Source organism: Bacillus thuringiensis, from assembly GCF_001595725.1.
GTDB classification, from domain to species: Bacteria; Bacillota; Bacilli; order Bacillales; family Bacillaceae_G; genus Bacillus_A; species Bacillus_A thuringiensis_K.
In genome coordinates this window covers 2,375,650-2,399,060 of record NZ_CP014282.1, presented here as the reverse complement: position 1 = coordinate 2,399,060, position 23,411 = coordinate 2,375,650, and the positions used below count along the sequence as shown (strand labels likewise).

The following is a 23,411-nucleotide window of genomic DNA, read 5'->3' as shown; positions in this document are numbered from 1 at the left end:
ATTAACAATATATTAAGTATAAGTAAATAAAATTAATTAAAATTTAATTTTATTACTTATTTAAAGGGGGTTACATATATGAACAATATTAATGTTGGTCAAAAAATTATGGCATTTAGAAAAGGTGCCGGATTAACCAGTAAACGTTTAGCAGAGTTAGCTGATATAACACCTTCCATGTTAAGTCAGATTGAGAAAGGAATCACAAATCCATCATTACAAACACTAAAATTAATTTCTGTAGCATTAAATATTCCATTGTTTAATTTTTTCTTAGAGGATACCAATACAGAAGAATTAGTTGTAAGAGCTAACCAAAGAAAAAAAATAACTTTTCCTGAAAGCGGCAATGTTTCGTATGAGCTATTATCTCCTAATCTAGATGGATCACTAGAATTGGCTCTAATGAATCTGTTACCTCAAACTGCTTCATCTATGCAGCCTGTGGCGCATAAAGGGGAAGAAATAGCATTTATTATGGAAGGACAAGTAAAACTACATCTAAATGATGAGGTTTTACTTCTCAATACAGGTGATAGCGTTAAAATCCCACCTTATGCAAAACATAAATGGGAAAACACTTCTTTAAACAAAGTCACTGTTATATTTGGAGTAACCCCACCATCTTTTTAATTTCAAATACTAGCAAAGAAAAGTTAGAGAAAATAATTCTCTAACTTTTCTTGTATACATAACTTTATTGTAAGAAAGTAAAAAACTTGTCTCATAATTATATGAGATTAAAAGTAGTGAAATATATCTTTTTAATTACATACTTAATTTATTTTTTAATGTCCAGTATTTTTCTCCATTCGCTTCAAAAGAGAATTCTACCCATCCATTTGGATCTTCACGATAAATAAAGATGGTTGTTCCAGGAGTTACTGTACCAACTTTATTCTCCTCGACAGCTACATCTGGTCTACTTTTAATTTTTAAATTAAATGGATAAGGTACCTGATAGTAAGTAGCTGATGATACAACATTTGAGCTTGAACCGTTTGCATACATTTTATACGGAATTTCATTAGATAACGCGTCGACATCTAATGTTTCAGCATTCTTTGGTAATTTTTTTGCATATGTATAGTCTTCTGCACGAAACGGTTTAATACGTTCCATAATACCCGCAATTTTTTTAGCCCAGCCTTTATCTGATGCATATTTCACGTTCATGCCAGTTAATGTTGGCCCGTTATAATACATACCACTTTCTTCTAAATATCTTTCTCGTACATAATTAGCGTTATAAGCAATACTATCGCCGTAGCTTGGTAAATATTTCGCATATTTAAACGGATCTCCATCATATGCACGTAGACCGAATAAATTATGTTTTTGATATGCGATTTCTGATTTTCCGTATCCAGATTCTAAAATCGCATGCGCCGCTAAATAATGAGCACTCACGCCATATTGATTTTGCGCATTGATAAAATCTTGCCCATGTCCAACTAAGGGACTATCTGAATGATATTTTGCAATAAAACTATCAATCTCTTGAGCTGTAATTTTCGAAGCTACTGTTAAATTTAGATCTTCATATGACGTAGCAGTAATAACCTCTTTTTCATCGTTTAAATTTTATTGTAACATATCTGTTTTTGCAGTAAGTTGAGCAGCTTCCGCACGTGTTATAAATCTATTTGGTTGCCAACCGTTCTCAGTACCATTAGAAATTTTCAAACCGATTAAAATATTAGCATATTTTTCTCCCCAATGCCCTTTTAAATCTTCAAATTTAACCTGCTCGTTATGATTTGGTGTGCTTTGTAGTTTATATGCATTTACTAGCATCGTAGCCATAGCAGCGCGAGTTACTTTTCCGGATGGATTGAAGATTCCATTACCTTCCCCTTTAACAATACCGGCTTTTTCAGCAGCAGCAATATAAGGAGTAGCCCAGTGGTTTTGTGAATCTGTAAAAGATGGTTTTGCATTAGGATCAATTTGTATCCCTAAAACTTTTGTCATAATTTTTGTAGCCGAAGCTCTGTCTAATGAGTCATTTGAACCAAAAGTTCCATCTGGATAACCATTCAATACCTGTTTATTAACTAAATAATTAACAGATTTATCAGCCCAGGCAGGAACATCAGGGAATTTATGAGTATCTGCTAAAATATTAGAAGAATAGGATAATATAGCTCCTGCAAGGATACCTGTTGCAATTAATTTGTGCTTTATTAAAATAAACACCTCTACCATTGTATTTATCAAATTGAGATTTTCTATTTTTATATTTACATGTTTGTAATAAGAATAAAATCGTATTATCACGCATTCAATTTGATGTAACGAGTATAGTTACTTATATACACAAGTGTCAATGAATTTATTTTGCAAAAATGCATAATATTTACATCGTTTTATAATTGACTTATGTATAAATCAGAAAGTTTTATTGCCAAATCTTCATACTTTCCCTCTTATATGCTCTGTTATTTACTCAAGTTCCATTCCTTGGTTGATTTATTTTTATACTGCTCTCCAATAACCCTATTCTGATTTTCTGAATTGCTGCAACAGCAGAGTTAGGGGCTATTTCAAACTCTTTCATTAATTTTTGTATTTCCACAGCTCTACTATCCTTCTAGGCTACAAAATAATTCATTATAAAATGAATTATTTTGTATGAAAGCTAAAATTAGCCTAAATAAATCTAGTGATTTATTGGTATAATCAATATCGTATTCCATTTTATGGATAAACAAATTAATATAAGGCTATGTTTTAAAACATATAAAAATACTGCTAATTTAATATTAAACATAATAAAATACATAGCCCTTTCTTTTTACTATTAAAAAACATATTGAAGTAAGGAGTTATATTATAATAGCAATCTTTCAAAGTAATGTTCTAAAAGCTGAACAAATTGCTACTCAAATGAGATCAGCTTCTGACGCAATTCAAAATGCAACAGGTAAATCAATAACGCACGCAACACGTACAACTTTAACCGTTAATTCCAAAGCACAGGAAGCAAACCAACAAGCCTTAGAATTAACTAGACAATTTCTTGCTGCCTTTCAGCAATCCATTGACAATATACAGTCTGTAGCAACAGAGTTTGAACGAATGGACAACGAATTACAGAAGAATTTTTAGCTTTTTTAAGAATTTTTCCTTTACCCCTTCTATTAACTTATATATAAGCAAAAAGGTAGGCGGAAAAAATGAATCAAGAAATAGAACAAAAAATGAAGGTCTTGAGTCGAAATCTAATGAATCTATCCGAGGAACAATACCAAAATCAACACGCAATACAAATACAAGAACAAGCAGAAGCAGACTTTCAAGAATTAAAAATACGCAGCCATCGCTTTTTTCATCGTATTTTAGAAACATGGCATGGTGATAAAGAACTCTTTCGCTTTTTTACCAATATACAATTAGAAACTCAACAAATTGAAAGAAGCCTTTCTTATAAATTAGAAGAACAAAAGGAAACATTAATTCAAGAGAAACAAAAAATGCGCTTTCTTCATTTTTCCCTAAGGATTGGGATAGAGTACAGATACTTGATTCTATCAAAGAAGCATACGATAATAAGATTCAAGTCGATACAGTTAGATATGTAGGACAAACATCTCACTGATTTAAAGTAGAAATGATTATACAAAATAATGAGATAATAACAGCATATCCTGTTTATACTAGGAGGTAAAAAATGAAATATACATACGAATTTTATCGTGATGGGCTTGGCGGATTAAGAATACGTTTGCCAAAAGAAATTTCTATAATTTCTCATTTCTTGGAAGATATTTTAGATGATGAAGCAGATGATTATATACAAATTTTAGATAATGTAGTAGACAAAAAAGTTCCGCAATATGAAATAGAAGGGAACGTAGCAGCAGTCTACATTGAACCTAATTACACCAGTGCTATTAACTTATTTATGAGTGCTCCAAATAACCAATGTAAAATTGAGACCTCTGAATTTAGAAAACTACTTGTGTTGTGGCGAGATACAGTAGTAGCAGAAGGGAAAGATATAGAAGTATAAAAGAAAACTACCTTCTGTGATATTTAGATCATAGATGCTAAACTCAATAAAATCAAAGGTAGGGATATAAAAGATTTTACAATTAAGATGCTGCACTTAATATTGTTAACAATTATTTTTGCTTATCCCTCATTAAATGTAAACTACCACCCTTAACCTCCCATGTTTTTCCGGTACAAGAATAAAATGTTAAAAACAGTTTTAAAATGAGTTTCTTTTTCACCTTGTAAGCTGTAGAGCTTTCATATATTCCCCTTTTCTTTCAAGGGCCTTTTTTGCATCCTCAGCCGTTAATGCAAAATCTACTGCACTGTTCTGTAATAACTCCTTATTAGCTTACCTGAAGAAATCTCTTAGTTGTTAATTTGCCAACCTTTCTTGTTTACTATTAATCAATTAAAAAAAGAATTTTTTGTTTAAGAGCTACTTTAAAATCTTAAGTTGATGGATGTGTGAACGTACCGCTACTAAAATTCTTGCTTTTAAATGATTATTACTATATTATATTTATGTATCAATATAAGGATTATGGTATATAAAAAGGAATCAAATCTATAAGTAAGAATTAAATCCTTTTCAAAATCAAAAAGACTTTACCAAAGTCTAATATAATTTATGCTTGTCTTTTTAATATGTATCTAGTAAAAACATATTTTTTATCAATAGAATTCTGTTTTCAATATAAATTGAAACTTTTAAAAGACGTTTATTTAGTTTCAATGATAGTGATTAGTGTTCTAAACAAGGAACCATGCAAAGTGATCTGAAAAACCTGAGAGGTATTGTATCTAGTTTGCTCATCTCCAGATACTACAATAAAAGAGCCTTACCTCTCTAGGCAAGACTCTACTAGTTTAGTTGTATGACATTTACATGATAACTAAGAAACAGAAAACATATAACACCAAATAGCAGCACCCTATTATTCCTCCTACAGCTAATACCTGTTTAACCCAACTCTTAAATTTTTGATTACTGTAAATCGCTTGCACTCTTTCCATATTTCCTCCTATTAAGGAGAACCTTTAAAGACTCTCACCTCGCTATAGTACCATTAAAAAATGAATAATAGAGATCTAATGTATAAATATGCAATATTGCATACGAAAATGTATTGTTTTAATTGTAAGCGCTTACTATAATAATGTTATAAAGATTTATCACATCTTAATACGAAAAAAGAGGAGAGAATAATATGGAAATCGCAATGGCAGTTTTAAAATTTATAGGTGGAGCTATCCCATTAATTCAAGAACTTCTAAAAGCATTTATGTAAATTCACTATTTAGCAATTATTTATAAAAATTATCATACAAATGATCTGTCTATCAAAAATAAATTGATTTACAGATCATTTGCGTGATCAAGGTCCCTTTAACATGATTAAGGGGATTTTTTAAAATTTTTAAATAATTAAGGTTACGTCACATCACCATCAAGTTAGCAAAATAAAATGAAACTTTAACTTGATGATGATGGGGTAACAGTTGTGATTTAGAGATAAGATCAGATTATACAAAGTTTTGCACGTCAGCGATACCGGAAATAGACTTCGCCTTTAGTAGCAAGAATCCCCACGAAAGATAGTCAAACTTGCCTCTTTAGGAATAAGAGTGTCAATTTAAATAATGCATTCTGAAACACTACTCTTCTTCTAAAATAGCGTAATAATATTCATCCCACCATTCATTCCCATGTGGTATACACTTCCTAAAATAACCTTCCCTTCTCATTCCAATCTTCTCCATCACTCGATATGATGGAATATTTTGTGGCTGACATGTAGCTATAATCCTATGTAATTTCATTTCCTTAAAGCCATATTTCAGTGTAGCTTGTGCTGCTTCAGAAGCATATCCTTTATTGAAGTATTTTGAATTGAACACCCAACCAATCTCATAAGTATGCTCACCAAAATATTTATGAAAAACTATATGATCAATCAGAATATCCCTATCTATTAATACTACAGGAAAGTTCTTAGCGTTTTCACCAATGTTTTCATTCACAAAGTTTCTTGTATTTTCTTCAGTAAAAACCCCTTCAGGTATGTACTTCATAACATTGATATCTGATGTATACTCATGAACAGCTTGCCAATCTTTGAACTCAAATTTTCGTATCAATAACCTTTCTGTTTTTATAAACATTTACTTTCCCCCCTCAAAAAATTACAATTATATTTGAAACCCACATTTAACCCTTAAAACAAAAAGAACTTGTAGGAATCTCTACAAGTTCTTTTTAGTTTAAGGTGAATATAAGGGACAAACAAACTATCTTACAGATTGACCGTAGAAACTTCAGGGGTAATGCTTTGACAAATATATTATATAACAAATATTAACATCTACAGAATTTATTTTTGAAAATTATGTGAATTAATAAATAAAATAGTTTTTTCTTAGCTATTATTGTTAATAACTGACGGTATCATTATATTTCATTCTGCAACTTATTTAGAAGAGCTATGTACATTTTGAAGAAGTTCTTCAATAAGTTTTGTTTTTTCATTTACCTTTGTGGCATATTTGAAATCACCATAACAATATGGATACCTAAAATTATTTTTATTTCCACCACAAGTGTACATTGCTGGATTTTGATCAACTTTCATCTTAGAAAATTTTTTGGCCGAATCCTCCGAGTGTTGTTTAACTTCTTGACTAGCAATAAAATCAATATACCCTGGCCCCATATTATAGCTTTGAATAATTGTATCCATGCTAACATCTTTTTCCGTTCCATACTTGTACATTTTAGCAAAGTGCTTTACCCCTTGTTTAATGCTCAAGCTTGTCTCTTGAATTTCATTTGGCTTTAATCCAAGTGATTCGGATGACTGCATAGGGTCGTTTCCCTCACCTCTACTCTCTTGATACATAATTCCTAATAAAATTGGTGTTTTCTCTCCTAAATTATATTTTTCTAATTCTTTTTTTAAGGTAGACTCATATTGCAATACACGTTTTTCGGTGGCTAGCGCTTTATTTTGTTGAATATTGGTTTTATGATTAAAATATAGCATTCCAAGTATTGTTCCTAAACCTAAAATACTAATAAGGAACACTTTTATAATTTGTTTTTTACTTGTATCCTTCATATATTCCTCCTCGTATAAGAAATTCAATTTTTTCAAAGGTAATTGGTTATCATAAACTATGTAATGAACATCTATCTCCCGCCCTTTTAGACTTATACATCAATACTTTAAGGTTTCAAGTTTAATATAAAAATTTAAAGATAAGGTAAAGATAAGATAAAGATAAAATAAAGGGTATTTTTTAGCCTACTTTAAAAGATATTGCTACAAAGGGATATGTGGGACAATTTGTTGATATGAATGGATTTAGTGATAATTGAAAAGTTATTGTACAAGTTATTAATTATGGAGATATCATTCCAGAAGAATTAACCTATCTTTTCAATATGCTTTATATAAAAACTACAACGTAACATATAATAAAAAACGGTAAACCCTCCACCTAGGAGAATCCACCATCACAAATAACTGATTATTTTACACCTAGTTTTTCTTTTGCTTTCTTAGAGAGCTCGTCTTTCTGGAATTCTATATCCCAGACTTCCTTGTAACGTTTTTACCCATGTTCTCGATGGGTGATGATCACTTGATAACGACCTTGCATGAATAGCATCTTTATAAAGGAATGTATTTTCACCATCTAACTTTTCTAGTGCGACCACATCTTGAGTTTCAAATACGTCCATATTTTGTAGAACACGGTCATCACTTGTTACCCTTATCGTACCCCTATCGACCAAGGAACGTGCAATATTCGTGGATATTTTACAAGCTTTTTTTCACCTCTCTACTTTGCAAATGCATCTGCATCTCGGAAAAAATATAATTTCGTAATCATCTCATCACCGCAGTAATGATAGATTTCACGTGCTGCCTCTTTCCCCCATGTAACACCTTCATATGAAACTCTGTAATCATTAATACTTTCTCAATAAACTCCCACTCGAAACCAAGTTCCATTAAAAAGTGGCAAGCTCAAAGGGTACTATTCATGACCGTAATACGAATAGTACCCTTTGAGCTTTTTAAATACACAGCAAACGGTTTACCTGTATCATGGAGTGCTGCAGCACTTTGCAGAAGAAATAAATCTTCCCCTACATAATTCTCTGTTAAATGAGCGTATACCATATATGTGTGCTGACATAATGGTAAGGAATGATAGGGGTTTCCTTGATCATATTGAAACATATCAGAAAAGAACGGGATGTTCTTCATGACAAATTGAACACCACACCCATGCGTCCCCTCCTGGTTCACCATTACAGTTTGCTGTAAGTCCCGCTTTACTTGTTCGTTCATGGTTTCTTGTAGTTCGAATAAGACGATACATAATCCGCTCTGGTTTTATGTAATCTATTGGCTTGAATCGTTACTTAAATATAAAGGGTGTCTCGTTAACACATCCTTTTTTTCCTAAGGTAGTGTAAATGGTAACCTCTGAATAATTCATGAATATCTTTATACCGATTATGAAATTTATAATTTTCTCCCCAAGCAGCAATCAACCTATTTTCCATTAAAGTTTTTCTTTCCAATATTTCATCTAACTTCGTACGATTAATTACTTCCTGTAGTAGTCTTTCTACTGTATCTGCTTTTATCTCATTTGGTTTTCTCAATATTTTTTACTTCTATTTTTTGATTGTTATGACTGGCACTTGCTCAGTTTCGGAAATTTCACTGTAACCATAATAAAGTAGAAAAAACAATAAAATAATTGTCCAAATAAATATAAACACTTTATAACTATACTTCATATGAAAAACCTCATTTTCCCTATATAAGTGAATGTACATACACCTTGTAAATCCAATTACATAAATTATCGGATATTTTAGTTGTAGAGAATCATTAAGTATTAGAAATTGTTATTCATAAACATATCCAAGAAATCTTCAAAAAATATCATCTAGGCATTTTAACATTTCATAAAAATGCACAGATAATATTTTTACGTTTAGCTAAGTAATGCTTATTATGTAATAAATCCTTATCTCTATTTCACCTTAATGTTTATATGTACAAGAGTCTGTGTAGCAACTAGGCTGTACTTTAAATATGTACTAAATTGTGTGTGGGAAAGGAAGCACATTGTATTTAAAGTTGTTACTTTAACCCCCTTAATTAGTTGGTAGTCTTCTTCATTCAGACAGAAAGGAAATTTAAAGTGTGCACGTATTTTTACTCAGACTCTTTACTACACACACTCCTATACACATAAAAACATCTATAGTTTTTTGTAACAATACAGAAATTACAAGAAACAAAACAGAAATATTTTTAACACTGAGTAATGAATTTGTAACAAAACTGTAACATACTACATTTAATCGTACAATACTTTTTTAACTAATTATCAACAAATTTCTGTTAATATCGTTCAAATTTAATAATGTTCCCATATAGTATTACAATTACAGTTGCTTGTGTTTTATTTGGATAGATACGAGAGTTATATGCTTTATTAATTATCATTCATTTCAGTTCCATTTCGGCATGTGTCTTTTATACAATAAACATATATTTGAAAGACAGTGGAGTAACATTTTATGTATGTGCAACAAATAAGATAGCTTCCTGGGGACGTCATACATTGTCATCAATCTAAAGCTTATGAAGTTATACGTGATGGAATGCTAATGTTTACCATAGGTGATATTGGCTATAAAAGTATAAAAACTATTAACAAAGCATCTTAATGTTTATGAAATACTTTGTTAATAGTTTCTCTTCTCCCTAATCTCCTGCGAGACTATATTTTTTATTGAAATTTTCCATATCTTATTTGATTTATTTATTCTGTAACACCAGATTGGGTTACTGTTACATCAGCTGTTACACGAAAACGTAAATGTTTATAGGATTCTTCCCATTCTTGACTGTTCCATTTTCTTACGTGAGTTCTACCAAGCTTTCTAAGTCCTATAGGATCTGTGTCTTTTTTAATAAATCTCTTTATCAATGTAGTTGCCTTTTTTTCTATTTCTGTTTCCATAATTTTTTCTAATTTTTTTATTTCTTTAGGATTATCTAGATTTTTTGTTTTTGTAAATTCTTGAATTTCAGCTTTAACTTGAATATGAGCATTTACGAATGGATGCTTACTATTCCCCTCCATCTTATATTTTGTTCTAGCTTTTATATTCTCTATCGTGGCGTAAGTATTTGAAGAACCAGGTAATTTGAATTGGTATGTACCTTGTTTAAAATTATCTGTCAACAATTTAAATACAAATAAATCTTTAGGGTTCACTTTATCAACCATTTTACATCTTTTAAAAAGTGCTATTCCATTTAACTCCAACACGTTACCTTTTTTAGATATCATCGGTAAATATGAATCTCTCGCATCATCATTAAGTTGGTTTAAAAACATAAAAAAATTTGTTTTTGGCTGCGTTCCGTTGTCCATATTTTGCTCCAGTAAAGAGGATAGATAGGAAGAAATTTCTTTTTCTTTAGAATAGTTCCCCTTTAATAGTGATTCCCCTTTTACATTTGTAATTGCTAAATAAATTGCATTTCCTACACTAGGATTTCGGTTCAAAGTCTCTAAAATTTCCTGCATTCCCTTTTCAATTATTTTTTCATTAAATATAATCACACGCAATTGACCCAACTCTAGAGGTCCAGAAGATTTTTCGGATGCTCTTGCAAGAACTTCTCTACCAGTCTGGCCTGATGCTGAATAGATTTTCGTTTCACCTTCCCCCCCTCCTTTATAAGCTGAAATCGCAAAGGTTCCTTTTAGCTTACCTTCTGCTTCAGTATCATATGCCGCAACTTGAACTAAATCAATGTCATCCACAATTTTCGTTTTAGCACAACCTATTAAGAAGACACTTACTATAATGAAAAGTATCCATCGCTTCATGTTTATCTCCTTAACTTTATTTTGGCGGTTTGAATTAGCCATAGTACAGGTAAGTATACATATATATATATAAAGCCAATTTGACCTGTCCAAGTATTTAATAAGTTAATTTTATTACGGTTATTCAAGAAAAATGATAAAACGAAGATGAATACGATGATAACTGGCAAAACATATTTTTGCTTTATCCCCAGCGCCTCTTTTATACCACGACTTACTCCCCACAATGTAAAGGAAACGTTAGGTAATATAAAAAAAGCCCAAACAGAAACAATAATGTATTCAAACCGCTCTATAAAGGGAAATTGTATAATTTTAATCATACTTAAATATGCCCATATCGCGCTCGCGAGTTGTTTTTCACTAAAAAACGCAAGAGTTAAAATCATAAGGTATGTGTAGACAATAGTCGTTACTAAATTTGCATAGTGCGCATATTTTTGAGACTTTCTTGCCTTTTTAATAAATGGGTAGTACAACAATAACATTTCAAATCCAAAAAAACTAAACATATTTCCTTTCATTCCTTTCATAATTTCTAGGAATGAATGCTGTGCAATTGGAAATAAATTTCGAAAATCTGCATACTGCAAAGGATAAAAAAATGTGAAGATTAGAATGCTTGGGATAACGATTCCAAAGAAGCCAATTCCGGCAACTACACGAAATCCTCCAGTCACAATGTAATAACATAAGCCTAAAAAAGCCCCAGCTATAACCCAAGATGAAATGGAAGGAAACATCCAAACATGTACTACTTCGATATAAGTATGTAGTGTTGTTGCACCTAACAATACAATATAGGATAAAAAAATGAAGTTGAACAATCCACCAATCCATTTTCCAAGTACGTCTTGATTGATTGCAATGATGTCTCCATTACCCTGATTTAAAATCTGATATATGATCCAAATCATAAGATTAACAGATATTCCAAAAAGTAGCGTACTAATCCACGCATCATTTCCAACTAATTTTGCACTAATCCTTTCAAAACCAAGCATACCAACCCCCATCTGTATAGTAATAATTAAAAAAAACACCATATATGGAGAGACTTGATACTCAATTGGGACCTGTTTCATAATGCTCCTCCCTGTTAATTTCAATCATCAAAATCATTTCGTGATTTGATTTTATTTTTCTCTACCTCTTCTGGATTAAAACGAAAACGCTGTTTAGATCTTGAAAAAATTGGGCGTCGGAACATCGCTGAGATTGGCAAACGGATAATGCTGTCTTTCCAATCTGTAGGGCGTGTAGGATAAAAAGGAAACAAATAAGGACGTCTTAATGATTCTGTACGTAATAAGCGTGCTAAAAGTAAAGAACTTGTTAAAACAATTCCTAATAAGCCCAACAGGTGTGCAGCTATTATAAAAGGAAAACGAATTACTCGAATTGTATTACCAATTCGATATATTGGTGCTGTAAATGAACTAAGAGCTGAAAGTGCAACAATGATAATAAGTACGTTACTTGTAAGACTTGCCTCTACCGATGCTTGTCCAATAACAATACCCCCTACTATACCGACAGTTAGACCCACTTTAGTTGGTAAACGTGTCCCCGCTTCTCTCAGTAATTCAATCGTTATTTCTAAAAAAAGTGCTTCAATGACTGGAGGAAAAGGTACTTTACTTCTCGATATAATCAACGTTTCAAGAAGTTCTTTTGGAATTAGCTCATAATGATATGTTAAGATCGAAACATATAATGGAGTCGTTAAAACAGAAAAGATAAAAGCAAAAATCCTTAACAGTCGAAAAAATGAGGCCATAATCCAAGGCATGGTGTAATCTTCTGTCGTAGAAAAAAAGTCAATTAATGTTGTTGGAAGAGTGATAGCATAAGGCGAGCCATCTACAAAAAGTGCAATTTTCCCTTCTGCTAATACAGCTGCCACACGGTCCGGACGTTCTGTATTCAAAAATTGAGGGAATATAGAATTCGGGTTGTCTGCAATTAACTGAATCAAATACGTGCTATCCAAAACGTGGTCTGTTTTTATTAGACTCACCCGTTTTATAATTTCTTGTAGATTTTGATCATTTACAATTCCCTCAATATATACAATCGCAACGGTTGTGTTAGATAGCGCGCCTACTTTCAATTCCTTCATTTGTAAATAAGGTGTTGGAAGCTTTCTACGTACTAAATTTAAGTTTACATCTAAATCTTCAACAAACGCGATTTGTGGACCCACAATATTGTATTCAATTTCAGCTTTTGTAATATCTCTTTTTTCTTTCTTTGCCACATTAATTAACAAGCCATTTAATTTATCTGTATCGAACTGAATAAGTATATAGCCGTTTAAAATACTATCCTGAATATCTTCCATTTGATTTGTTATTTTTGAATTTTCAAAGGGTAAGACAGACCGAATATCTTGTAATGAATCGAAGCTCTTCTCTTTTATATAAGTTAAAACCTCTTCATGAAATATATTTACATCGATTAAGGTTCTAAAATATGAAATGACTATAGAGGATTTGTTTGAAGCGATCTCCAACGTTATAAAATCTTTAGATTTTTTTAGTAATTGCATTAATTCCTGCAAAGATTTTATAGAGTGAACAGGTACTTTTTCATGTGGTTTCAATTGATAATACCCTTCCTTTCAAAAAGAACCTATATATAGTTTTTAGAAATTTCTATTTTAAAAATGAGGGATATTTATATGTCAATATGCTCATTAAAAATAATACCTTTTTAACTAACTTAACCAAAATTAGTTAAAAAATGTATTACGAGTAAAAATTTGAAATGTCCCCAAGAAAAATTACAATATTAAAAACATCCTTTCTTTTGGTTCTAAAGAAAGGATGTTTTTATAACAGGCTTTTTCAAGTGTCTATTCTATAGGGTACATTTACCAGTGTTCTTCTCTTTATTATTTCATTAAGTAACATTAGCATTACATTCTGTATGGTTTCTTAAAAAATTTCAGTAAGAGAATATCTTAATTTTGAAGTGTACAAATAGGGAGAGTGACTTCAACTATAGTCCCCTTATTCATTTCACTCTCAATAAATATCTTTCCCTGATGTGTTTCAATGATTTTATAACAGATCATTAACCCTAAGCCAATCCCCTCTTCTTTAATACTATAAAAAGGTTCTCCGAGGTATGGTATACGTTCTTTTGGAATCCCACACCCTTCGTCGATAAAACGAATGCTTACTTGATTATTATCAAGTATATTTAATTGAATGAGAATTTCTCCTCCCATCGGCATAGATTCAATTGCATTTTTTAATATATTAACAAATACTTGTTTTAATTGATTTCCTTCACATGAAATCAATGGAATACCAGGGTTAAGATCGATTCTAAATTTTATATTATGCATCATTGCTTGAGGTTGTAGTAGCATTAAAACTTGATCCATTAGCACACTAATGTCATTATGTTGTATTTTTACCACCTGTGGTTTGGCTACCGCCATAAATTCAGTTGTAATGCTCTCTATACGCTCAATCTCTGATGATACTATATTAATATAACCCTGATTATTCTCATTTTCTGTTGATTTTAGTAATTGCATGAACCCTTTCATTGCAGTTAATGGATTATTAATCTCATGAGCCATTGCAGTCGCTAATTGTCCTACAACAGCAAGTTTTTCAGATTTTCGTAATAATTCTTCTGTTTTTAGCCGTTCAGTGATATCACGAGAAATACTTAGGAAAACCTTTTTACCATTTAAGTTAAAAACACGAACACTAAACTCAGTTGTTATTACTTTTCCTGTTGGAAAAACATATTCATCTTGCAAAGTGAAGGAAGTTTGTCCCTTTTTAATTTTTTCTAATAGCCTTACGATCATTTGAGAATCTTGTGGTACTATATTTGAAAATGATAATGAGAGCAACTCTTCTCTACTATATCCAAATCTTCTACACCCAACAGGGTTCACCTCAATAAATCGACTTGGAGCATTATCTTCATTCAGCTCTACTACATATACCGCATCAGTTGCTTGTTCGATTAGTGCACGGTACTTCATTTCACTATCTCTTAATTGCCGGTGTAATCGATGCCGTTCTCTTTCTGCTTGTTTTCTTTCAGAGATGTCTCTACATATTGCTGATAAAGCTATCACATTTCCTCTTACATCTAGTATAGGAGAAACTGTCAGACTAACATCAAGAAGACTCCCATCGCTCCTTTGTCTAACAGTTTCTAATTTAGTAACCACAGATTCACCTGTTAGAATTTTCTGAATATTTTTGAGCGATTCTTCCATTAAAAAATCTGGTACACAAGGTAATCTCTTACCTATGATTTCTTGTGATGACCACCCAAATATCTTTTCATAAGCTTTATTGGCTTGTAAAATATGCCCTTCTCGATCAGAAATGGTAATAGCATCTAGATTGTGCTTTATAAATGATTCCAATAATTCTTTGGTAGCGCTTAATTCTGATTCTACCTTTTTCCTTTCGGTTATATCAACTGTAGAACCAACAACTTCAATAACTTGTCCATTTCGTTTAATTGGCCTAAGCGCAATAAGAATAATAGTTTTATCATTTGGCCAAGGTAATTCAAATATAATTTCTTTTCCTTCCCATGCCTGAAGATAGTACTTCATCAATTGTGGAACTAAATGTGGAGGAACAATAGAAGCATCAATAGTACGTAAGCTTTTTCCTACCACCTGTTCAGAATAAAATCCGTTTTGATAATAAAACTGTCCATCACATAAAGTGTGTATAAAGTGCTTATCCACTTTTTTAAATTTAAAAATTCCTCCTTGAAGCTCATGTACGGTATCTGCAAGTTCTTGCTTCGATTTTTTTAATTCTCGATTCATTTTAGATAAGTCCTGTGTTAAATAATACAATCTCTGGTAGGCTTCCATAAGGAATAGCCCAATTAAAAGTCCCAACGCTATATATAATAGGCCTCCTGTGTAAAGTAATGTAGTATTAAATAATACGCCAACTAACCACTTTATTCCAATAAAAACAGAAAAATATAACGATGCACTTTTAAAAGGACGTAGTTTTTTAAAATAAGTTTTAAAGGTAGAAAATAGAATCCCCATACCTAAATAAGCAATCACAGGAGGTTCCCAATACCCTCCAGTGTAAAAGATACGCATTACAATTATGCTAATTAACGTAATCCAACCAGCAATACGACCAAAGTAAATAAAAGATAGAATAAGAGGAACAACTCGAAGATCGTAGGAAAATCCCATGTATGGAAAAGAAAAGAACATTAACGTAACTGCAATAATCCCTCCATAGAGCTTTTCGAAATATCGACTAGAATTAATTGTAAACACTTGAATAAATATTGCTGCGCTAACTAATAAAGAAAAAATAGAAAGGTTGATGAAATAATCTTTAATAATCATGTAATGTCCCTCCTTGAATTAAGTGTATTCGACAAAAAAGCTAAAAATCCTACAAATTGTATAAACAGTTCAAATGCATAAATTTTAAACTAGGATAAAATCTGGAAAAGTAAATAAGGAGCACAGCAGATGAGATATTTTAATGAAAAATAGTTCAAAAAAGATAATAGTAACCGTTGACTACTATTATCTTTTTTCTTTAAGTTATCGTAATACGTATGAAACTCTAAGGGACGTGGTATGTCATTTCATCAAACAATGATTATATGCTGAGTCATGAATATAGAAACTTCAACAGTAATTTTTGAAAAATAACATAAAAAACAAAACTATCTTTGAAAATGGAAAAAATCTATATAAATGTCAACTAATCTATGTACAAAAACGTTCACTTAATTTTGCATAAAGTCACTCCACTTAGGAAGCTAAGTAGTTCTTCAAGGTCGATAAGAACACCTGTAGATGCTTCAGGATAACTACATAATTGTATGAGTAATGTACTTGAAACATTTCGGTAAAACCATACACATAATACAACTAACTCCTTGGTTCAATATTTACTTTTTCGCTGAACAAATTCTTTTTCTTGAGCAAAATATTCTAGGATATAAGGAGATTTTTCAATTAACTTGGTGTCTAGTTTATTCTCCAGCTCCAATTACTTCGTTACTTTCAGATTCAGTTCATTATATTTTGTACTTTGTCTTTATACACAACATATTCCTTACCATCCACTACTGCTACTACCGCAAATTCATCATTTGGATTGAATGAAAGCCAATCAGCCCACATGTTAGTATTAGCCCCTCCACTCCACATATTATGAACAGTGTTTTTAGTTAAATTCATAACTTTATAAGACGCATTTGGCGCATTTGTTCCAGTCTTTATTTCAAAAGTGTATGCGTTATGAATTTTTTTATAAAAGTAGAAAACGTTTGATGGACGAAGCTGATTCAAAAAATCCTGTTCTTTTTTCTCTGCAATTTTTATCCCTTCTTGCAAAGTGACAACATCTGTTTTTAATGTTTTCCAACTGTTTTTCGCTGCATTCAAGCTAGGGGTTAAGAATTTATATTTATTTTGATCAGCCTTTTGATCAGCTTTACTAATATGTCCCAGTACACCCGAATATTGAGAATCTAAATCCTCCCATTGCGTAGACATATAAGTAAGAGCAGTGATAGCACTATCAAGCATACTATGCATATCACTAATATTATGAAACGCAACTCCAACTACACGATTCAATGTTATTTTATAATCTACAGTCTGACGCAATTTTGCTAATTCAGGTTCTAGCCAACCTAACTTACCTCTTGCATCACCTATCATTATGCCACCAGCAATCAAGGTTGGAATAAAGGGGATTTTCACCATGTCTAATCCCTTAGATTCTATGTCTTTCTGATATTTTACTTGTCCTAAAAGGTCCTCTAGACGCTTTTGGTCAGCCTCCACATCAGCACCTTGGTTTTTTAAAATCGATTGCAATGTCTCTTTATGACTTCCAAATGTTCTAACATCTTCTCCAATAGCATTTTTTAATTGAATTAATTCTTCTATTAATGCTTTTGCAGACTTTTGATTTTGTTGAATTCCTCCTTGTAAATCTGTAATCCCTTTTTTTAAAGTATCTCCATTTCCAGTATTGATCGCCTCTACTAATGTTTCATAATGATTTTCAAATTTTGTATCGTATTCTATAATGCCTGTCAATGTATCAAAAAGATGTTTTTTTACTTGTGTATTCCATGTCACAGCATGTGCTCTTGCATTCTTTTGATCTTGTACAATTTTACTAGGTAAATCTGCATTTCCATTAATAGTTATTCCTTCAAAACTCACATCTGGATTATTAATTAGCAAATAAGAATATTCATTCATAGCTTTTGCAAATAAACCAGCATCTTGCAAAGCTTTTTTCATCTGTTCTTCATTTGCTGAAAGAGACATATTTTCAGTGTTCGTTTGTTCAATTTCAATTGCAAAAGTTTCTAGTGGTATGACTGCATAAGTAGTTGTTATAGTTAAAAACGCTGATACAGCGAGTAGTTTATTAGGGATTTTTTTCATCATTTCGTATTCCTCCTCTATAGGGTATGGTTTCAAGTTCTAATCTTATTAAAAAGCGATGTCTTTCAAAATAAGTTCTACCTCTTTTATCAGTATCGTTTGAACTTTCTTTAGCAGTCTTCAAATCATTAAGTATTAAAGAAAATGTATATAATCAGCTTCAAATTAACCGATTCTGTTGCAAATTTAAAAAAAGCAATTAAACTACAAGGTTATTCTTTTATTAGAATCATACTTATATATAATTGAAAGGCGAAGTCTTTAATGAGACTCCGCCTTTCTGTTATATAAGGATTTATCAATTATTACTTTTCTGTTTAACAGTGTAATCATAGACTTTCTATGTTTTAGTTCACTTTACAACAGAATTAATATTTCCCTATTTTTGTGGAGTAACAGTTTCCACTTTTAATTCCTTTATTCCTTCTTTTAATGTAACTGCATCTGTTCGTAATGTTTTCCAACTGTCTTTCGCTGCATTTAAATTAGGTTTTAAGAATTTAAATTTATTTTGATCGGCTTTTTGAGCTGCATTCTCAATATGCCCTAGAACGCCCGAATATTGAGAATCTAAATCATGCCACTGCGTGGACATATAAGTAAGAGCGTTAATAGCATCATCAAGCGCCTTGTGCATTTCATTAATATTACTGTAAGCAACTCCAACTACACGATTTAAGGTTACTTTATAATCCACGGTCTGACGTAATTCTGCTAATAAAGGCTCTAACTTACCTAAATTATCCCTTGCTACTCCCACTATAATACCGCCAATTATTGGTAGACCCAAAATAGCACCCTTCATTACATTAAACCCATCAGATTCTAATTGTTTATAATAGTTTACTGATCCTAATACTTCTTCTAGACGCTTTTGATCGGCATCAACATCTGCACCTTGATTTTTTAAAATTGACTGCAAGAGCTCTTTATTACTTCCAAATGCTCTAACATCGTGTCCAATAGAGTCTCTTAATTTAGTTAATTCTTCTATTAGTTGTTGTGCATACTTTTGATTTTGTTGAATTTCACCTCGCAAATCTGTAATCCCTTCTTTTAAAGTTTCTCCATCCCCTGTATTAATCGCCTCTACCATTGTTTCATAATAATTGTCAAATGTTGTATCGTATTCAACAATACCATTCAATGTATCTAAAAGCTGTTTTTTTACTTTCGTATCCCAAGTAACAGCATGTGCCCTTGCATTCTTTTGATCTTGCACGATTCTACCAGGTAAATCTACATATCCATTAATGGTAATTCCCTCAAAATTCACATCCGGATTTTTAATTAACATATAAGAATAGGCATTCATAGATTTTGCAAATAATCCAGCCTTTTGCAAGGTCTCTTTCATTCTCGCTTCATTTGCAGAAAGAGCCGTATCTTCATTGTTCGTTTGTTCAATTTCACTTGCAAAAGTTGTTACTGGTGAAACTACATTTGCGGTTGTAATAGTTAATAGCGTCGATACAGCGAGTAATTTGTAAGGGATTTTTTTTATCATTTCATTTTCCTCCAATTTAGGTTTTAAATTTCAGTTCTACTCCTGTTTAAAAGCAATATCTTTTGAAATGAATTCTGCATCTTTATGAATATCATTCCAACTTTCTTTAGCGGCTTTTAAATCATCTGGTATTAAAGAGAATTTGTGGTCTTGCATAGAATCGATATTATCCAGTAAATCTGTATAATTTGCGCCCATTGTATTCCATTGCTTTTGAATATTTGTTAGAGACAATATCGCTTGATCTACAGTCTGATATAGATATGCCAATGTTTCTTTCGCGTTAGTAAGCGAAAGAACTGCTTGATTAGCACGATCTGCTTTCATACTTAATTCTCCGATTTTGTTAGAAATTTCATTATAGGAGTCCATATGCTTAGATGCTGTGACACCAGCCGCAGTTCCTAGACCGATACCAGCTGCACCAAGAGCCGAGAGTCCACCAACAACAGCCGGTGTTGCTGTACCGCCAGTTACAACAATAACTACCGCTCCTCCAATAGCTGCAATAACTAAAATAGCTGCTCCCAATCCACCACCAATTGACCATGCTAATACATCATCAAAATGTTTTTTCTGAGTAGAACGAAGTTGCTCAATTTCAGCTTGAAGTTGTGGAATCGTTGCCTGTTGACCTGCTAATATTGCAGTTAATCCACCTTTCCCATCTGGACCACCAACATTATTTTTAAAATCTGTAGAATTTTGATATAGTTTCCCTTTGAAGTCTTGTAGCATCTTAATCACATCTGTAACTTCTTTTGAATTTGTATTGATTGTAGTAATTAAATCATTTATACCCTCTTTTAGACCTGCCTTATCTTTCTTTTGTACAGTTTCTACTAATGTGTCGTAATAATTTTGAAATTGTTCATCGTAATTTACAATATTACGAGCAGTTTTTTGAATCTGTGGCTTCGCTGTATCTAACCAGTAATTTGCATTGATTCGTGACAGCTCTTGATTAAGGTGAATATTTTTGAGCAACTCTCCCCCCTCTGAGCCTAAATCGATATTAGATAAATTTACATTTGGTTGCTTAATCATTGTTTTTGCGTATAAATCCATTACTAGAATATGAGACCCTGTTTCAGCTAATGCTTTCTTCAGTCCTTCGGGGCCTAATGCATAATTGCCTACTTTTTGTTCTTGAGCGGTCGTTTCTTGTGCAAATGCATGAATAGTGTTACCGGTAGTAGCAGTTATAACAGTTGCTAATGTAGCTAAAGTTAGTACTTTGAATGGAAATTTTTTCATGACTATTCTCCTTCTTTCGCTAAATACTTATACTCTTTATAGATTTCCAAAAACGTAATATCAAAATTTATATACTTGCTCTTCAAGGTAACTTATTACATTTTTTAATTGTCTTAATGTATCTTTTTGAGACTGCTCGTTAGTTGTATCAACATTAGTAGATAATTTTGTAATGCTATTTTTTATTAGATTTAAATCTTCTTTATAGCGCTTTAGTAGATCAAGTTCTAAATCTACTTGATTTGCAAACGTATGCAAATCATTTTGTGTAAGAAGAAGCATTGATTTTTGTAAATCAGCTATTGATAATTTCGTTGTTAAATCATATATTTTTTGATTTTGTTTCTCTAAATCATCTAAATATGCTCGCTGTTCTGCTGTTAATTTATTTACTTCAGCAAAAACGCCAAATGTTTTCTTAATCTTTTCGGTATCAATGACCTTCATCAGGTCATACTCTTGTGTTTTTGCTGCGGCTGCGGCTGCTATTTCACCTTGTTTGCTTTTCTCAATTGCTTCACGAGCTGCTCTTTTTGCTGATTCAATCTCTAGAGCAGTTTTACCTTGCTCTGTTGCTTCTTGCACTGCTTTTTTCTCAGCTTCTAGAATAGAGTTGTTAATTTCTTTTCCTTTGTTATACGCTGCCACCCCTGCTTGCGCAGCTGGTTCAATAATTTCTTTTGAAAGACTATAAACTTCTTTGAATATAGCAAATCCCTGTTCATTTAAAGCCCCTGGTATTAATGCAATTTGCTGTAAATCATTTTGAATTGCTTTTTTGGTATTTAATATTTCATTTTTTAACTGATCTATTTTTCCTGTTCCATCTGTACTTAGTATGCCTTGCGCAGTTGCCACATTAGTATCAAAATCTTTTAATTTTTTATCAAGCTGTAATTTAAGATCTGTTAATTCATTGATTTGTCGTTGCGCATTTTCTTGATTCGTCATAGCCATTTCTTGAAGTACTTCAAGTCTATCCGAAAACCCTTCTCTATCTTCTTTATTGTCTACAAACGATTTTAATGTCGGGTAATAACTATTAAATTTTGTTACAAACCCTTTACTTTTTGAATTTAATAGAATTAACTGTGGATAGAGTTCCGATGACCATTCCTTCATATCTTGTTTGATTAGGAATTGATTGGTATTTAAAGCTGGGACTTCCTCTAGCTGTACATTAGGACTCATTAAAGATTGATCAATATACGTTTGGATTAATTTAGATTGCGCACCTAATTTTCGTAATGAAGAGGAAATATCCTTGCCTTCCTGTTGAGTTTCCGCTTGAACGATTGGTGTTGCGAGAGTATTGATAGGAATAGTTGCTCCAGTTACAATGGATGTGACTAATAATCCTGTCATTATTTTAGTTTTCATTCCGTACACTCCTTTACCATTGTTTTTATAACTTAATTCATATAACTTGTACGACCGCTCTCTTTGTAAACTGGATAAGAAGGAGAAATCTTTCAGATACGTTAATATCGTTGTTTTTTACTTCTAATAGGATGTAAGGATTTTATTTATCTCTCATTTCGATACTCTATTTTTTTAAATATAAATAACAAAAATTTATTAACTATATTTGAATCAGGCACCTTATGAGTAGTAAATTATTAATTCTTTCCTAAAGTTGCGGTTTAACTTACAGAATCGTGAGGATCAATAAACCAATGCTTACAGTTAATCTTGTCATAACATTGTTTAATTTTAATTTGATAATATCCCTCTTAGTTTTGTCAGCAAACTCCTTACTAGACAACAAAAGGTGAAATTATACTGTACATTGCTTATACTTTTATTGCGGAATAACTTCACTTTTGTTATGCAGAAACTTAGAACACGTTTATTACCAATTTGATTCTTGACCTCTTGTAAATAAATTTACTATTCAGAAAATTATCAAAGACATAATGTTACTTATAACTTCACTATAATTCCTATTAGCGTAACCTTCTCCTTTCTGTCTGGTCATACCAGTTATGTTGTTCATTAAAACATTAAATTTTCAATGCGTAAATAGAAAAATTTTGTCGATTATGCTCGATAATTTACTGTTAAATAAAAATATGAACCAAAAAAATTATATAAATATAGTTATTCGTAAATTTCATTTCTGTAATTGTAATGATTACAAATTAATGTGTATACGGTTAAAAATAACTATTTTAGCTCAACCAAGAAATTTATTTTAGAAAAAAATACTTATAGAATAATATAATAGGTTTTTTTATACTTTTTTACCTTTATTTAGTTATGTAT

General features: G+C 31.6%; 18 protein-coding genes and 5 pseudogenes. 7 read left to right on the top strand and 16 right to left on the bottom strand.

The window, feature by feature from the left end; genetic code table 11:
• Window positions 1-78: 78 nt before the first annotated feature.
• Window positions 79-633 carry a helix-turn-helix domain-containing protein gene (locus tag AXW78_RS12045; protein WP_001059813.1) on the top strand — a complete coding sequence of 185 codons (555 nt, stop codon included), beginning with the start codon at window positions 79-81 and terminating at the stop codon, window positions 631-633.
• Between the two features lie 135 nt (window positions 634-768).
• Here the strand turns inward: AXW78_RS12045 and AXW78_RS12040 are convergent.
• Window positions 769-2,187 (bottom strand): annotated as a pseudogene (locus AXW78_RS12040) (S-layer homology domain-containing protein).
• 651 nt (window positions 2,188-2,838) lie between these two features.
• Between AXW78_RS12040 and AXW78_RS12035 the strand changes: the two are divergent.
• The 5 genes and pseudogenes from AXW78_RS12035 to AXW78_RS34380 all read left to right on the top strand — a co-directional run bounded on the left by AXW78_RS12035 (window position 2,839) and on the right by AXW78_RS34380 (window position 5,291).
• The gene (locus tag AXW78_RS12035) at window positions 2,839-3,111 is read left to right on the top strand and encodes a TIGR04197 family type VII secretion effector (protein ID WP_033690113.1); all 273 of its coding nucleotides are present in this window, start codon (window positions 2,839-2,841) and stop codon (window positions 3,109-3,111) included.
• Window positions 3,112-3,179: 68 nt separating this feature from the next.
• A pseudogene (locus AXW78_RS12030) lies at window positions 3,180-3,479 on the top strand (DUF3958 family protein); the annotation flags it as partial.
• Window positions 3,434-3,601, top strand: coding sequence for an EndoU domain-containing protein (locus AXW78_RS35490; protein ID WP_199717863.1), 168 nt, complete (start codon window positions 3,434-3,436; stop codon window positions 3,599-3,601). The pseudogene AXW78_RS12030 and the gene AXW78_RS35490, both read left to right, overlap by 46 nt.
• Window positions 3,602-3,673: 72 nt before the next feature.
• The gene (locus AXW78_RS12025; protein ID WP_061884178.1) at window positions 3,674-4,015 is read left to right on the top strand and encodes a hypothetical protein; all 342 of its coding nucleotides are present in this window, start codon (window positions 3,674-3,676) and stop codon (window positions 4,013-4,015) included.
• A 1,089-nt stretch (window positions 4,016-5,104) separates the two neighbouring features.
• Window positions 5,105-5,291, top strand: a pseudogene (locus AXW78_RS34380) (hypothetical protein).
• 367 nt (window positions 5,292-5,658) lie between these two features.
• Here the strand turns inward: AXW78_RS34380 and AXW78_RS12015 are convergent.
• Both AXW78_RS12015 and AXW78_RS12010 read right to left on the bottom strand, forming a co-directional pair.
• Window positions 5,659-6,165: a GNAT family N-acetyltransferase gene (locus AXW78_RS12015; protein WP_000470147.1), complete on the bottom strand. Its 507-nt coding sequence runs from the start codon at window positions 6,163-6,165 to the stop codon at window positions 5,659-5,661.
• Window positions 6,166-6,470: 305 nt separating this feature from the next.
• Window positions 6,471-7,118, bottom strand: coding sequence for a lysozyme family protein (locus AXW78_RS12010; protein WP_061884177.1), 648 nt, complete (start codon window positions 7,116-7,118; stop codon window positions 6,471-6,473).
• A 212-nt stretch (window positions 7,119-7,330) separates the two neighbouring features.
• Here AXW78_RS12010 and AXW78_RS34835 point away from each other — a divergent pair.
• Window positions 7,331-7,453: pseudogene (locus AXW78_RS34835) on the top strand (vancomycin resistance histidine kinase VanS); the annotation flags it as partial.
• Window positions 7,454-7,561: 108 nt separating this feature from the next.
• Here the strand turns inward: AXW78_RS34835 and AXW78_RS12005 are convergent.
• From AXW78_RS12005 to hblC, 13 genes and pseudogenes are all read right to left on the bottom strand, one after another.
• On the bottom strand, window positions 7,562-7,744 hold the full coding sequence (locus AXW78_RS12005) for a hypothetical protein (RefSeq protein WP_003301766.1): 183 nt from the start codon (window positions 7,742-7,744) through the stop codon (window positions 7,562-7,564).
• A 289-nt stretch (window positions 7,745-8,033) separates the two neighbouring features.
• Window positions 8,034-8,360, bottom strand: coding sequence for an HD domain-containing protein (locus AXW78_RS12000; RefSeq protein WP_002181547.1), 327 nt, complete (start codon window positions 8,358-8,360; stop codon window positions 8,034-8,036).
• A 95-nt stretch (window positions 8,361-8,455) separates the two neighbouring features.
• Window positions 8,456-8,680, bottom strand: coding sequence for a hypothetical protein (locus AXW78_RS34375; protein ID WP_001231124.1), 225 nt, complete (start codon window positions 8,678-8,680; stop codon window positions 8,456-8,458).
• A 751-nt stretch (window positions 8,681-9,431) separates the two neighbouring features.
• On the bottom strand, window positions 9,432-9,536 hold the full coding sequence (locus AXW78_RS35710) for a helix-turn-helix domain-containing protein (RefSeq protein WP_002181550.1): 105 nt from the start codon (window positions 9,534-9,536) through the stop codon (window positions 9,432-9,434).
• Between the two features lie 319 nt (window positions 9,537-9,855).
• The gene (locus AXW78_RS11995) at window positions 9,856-10,935 is read right to left on the bottom strand and encodes a Ger(x)C family spore germination protein (protein WP_000832856.1); all 1,080 of its coding nucleotides are present in this window, start codon (window positions 10,933-10,935) and stop codon (window positions 9,856-9,858) included.
• A 2-nt stretch (window positions 10,936-10,937) separates the two neighbouring features.
• The gene (locus AXW78_RS11990) at window positions 10,938-12,020 is read right to left on the bottom strand and encodes a GerAB/ArcD/ProY family transporter (protein ID WP_000815829.1); all 1,083 of its coding nucleotides are present in this window, start codon (window positions 12,018-12,020) and stop codon (window positions 10,938-10,940) included.
• Between the two features lie 20 nt (window positions 12,021-12,040).
• Entirely contained in the window at window positions 12,041-13,540 is a 1,500-nt protein-coding gene (locus tag AXW78_RS11985) for a spore germination protein (RefSeq protein WP_000802293.1), read from the bottom strand.
• Window positions 13,541-13,900: 360 nt separating this feature from the next.
• Window positions 13,901-16,306 (bottom strand): PAS domain S-box protein, encoded by a 2,406-nt coding sequence (locus tag AXW78_RS11980; RefSeq protein ID WP_000584308.1) that lies wholly within the window; start codon window positions 16,304-16,306, stop codon window positions 13,901-13,903.
• Window positions 16,307-16,736: 430 nt separating this feature from the next.
• Window positions 16,737-16,964 (bottom strand): annotated as a pseudogene (locus tag AXW78_RS34830) (hypothetical protein); the annotation flags it as partial.
• A 20-nt stretch (window positions 16,965-16,984) separates the two neighbouring features.
• Window positions 16,985-18,385: a hemolysin BL regulatory component HblB gene (gene hblA / locus AXW78_RS11975; protein ID WP_000976162.1), complete on the bottom strand. Its 1,401-nt coding sequence runs from the start codon at window positions 18,383-18,385 to the stop codon at window positions 16,985-16,987.
• Window positions 18,386-18,761: 376 nt separating this feature from the next.
• Window positions 18,762-19,889: a hemolysin BL binding component B gene (hblB, locus tag AXW78_RS11970; protein ID WP_001968418.1), complete on the bottom strand. Its 1,128-nt coding sequence runs from the start codon at window positions 19,887-19,889 to the stop codon at window positions 18,762-18,764.
• 36 nt (window positions 19,890-19,925) lie between these two features.
• Window positions 19,926-21,146 (bottom strand): hemolytic enterotoxin HBL lytic component L1, encoded by a 1,221-nt coding sequence (hblD, locus tag AXW78_RS11965; RefSeq protein ID WP_000714435.1) that lies wholly within the window; start codon window positions 21,144-21,146, stop codon window positions 19,926-19,928.
• Between the two features lie 60 nt (window positions 21,147-21,206).
• The gene (gene hblC, locus AXW78_RS11960; protein ID WP_061884176.1) at window positions 21,207-22,526 is read right to left on the bottom strand and encodes a hemolytic enterotoxin HBL lytic component L2; all 1,320 of its coding nucleotides are present in this window, start codon (window positions 22,524-22,526) and stop codon (window positions 21,207-21,209) included.
• Window positions 22,527-23,411 lie beyond the last annotated feature (885 nt).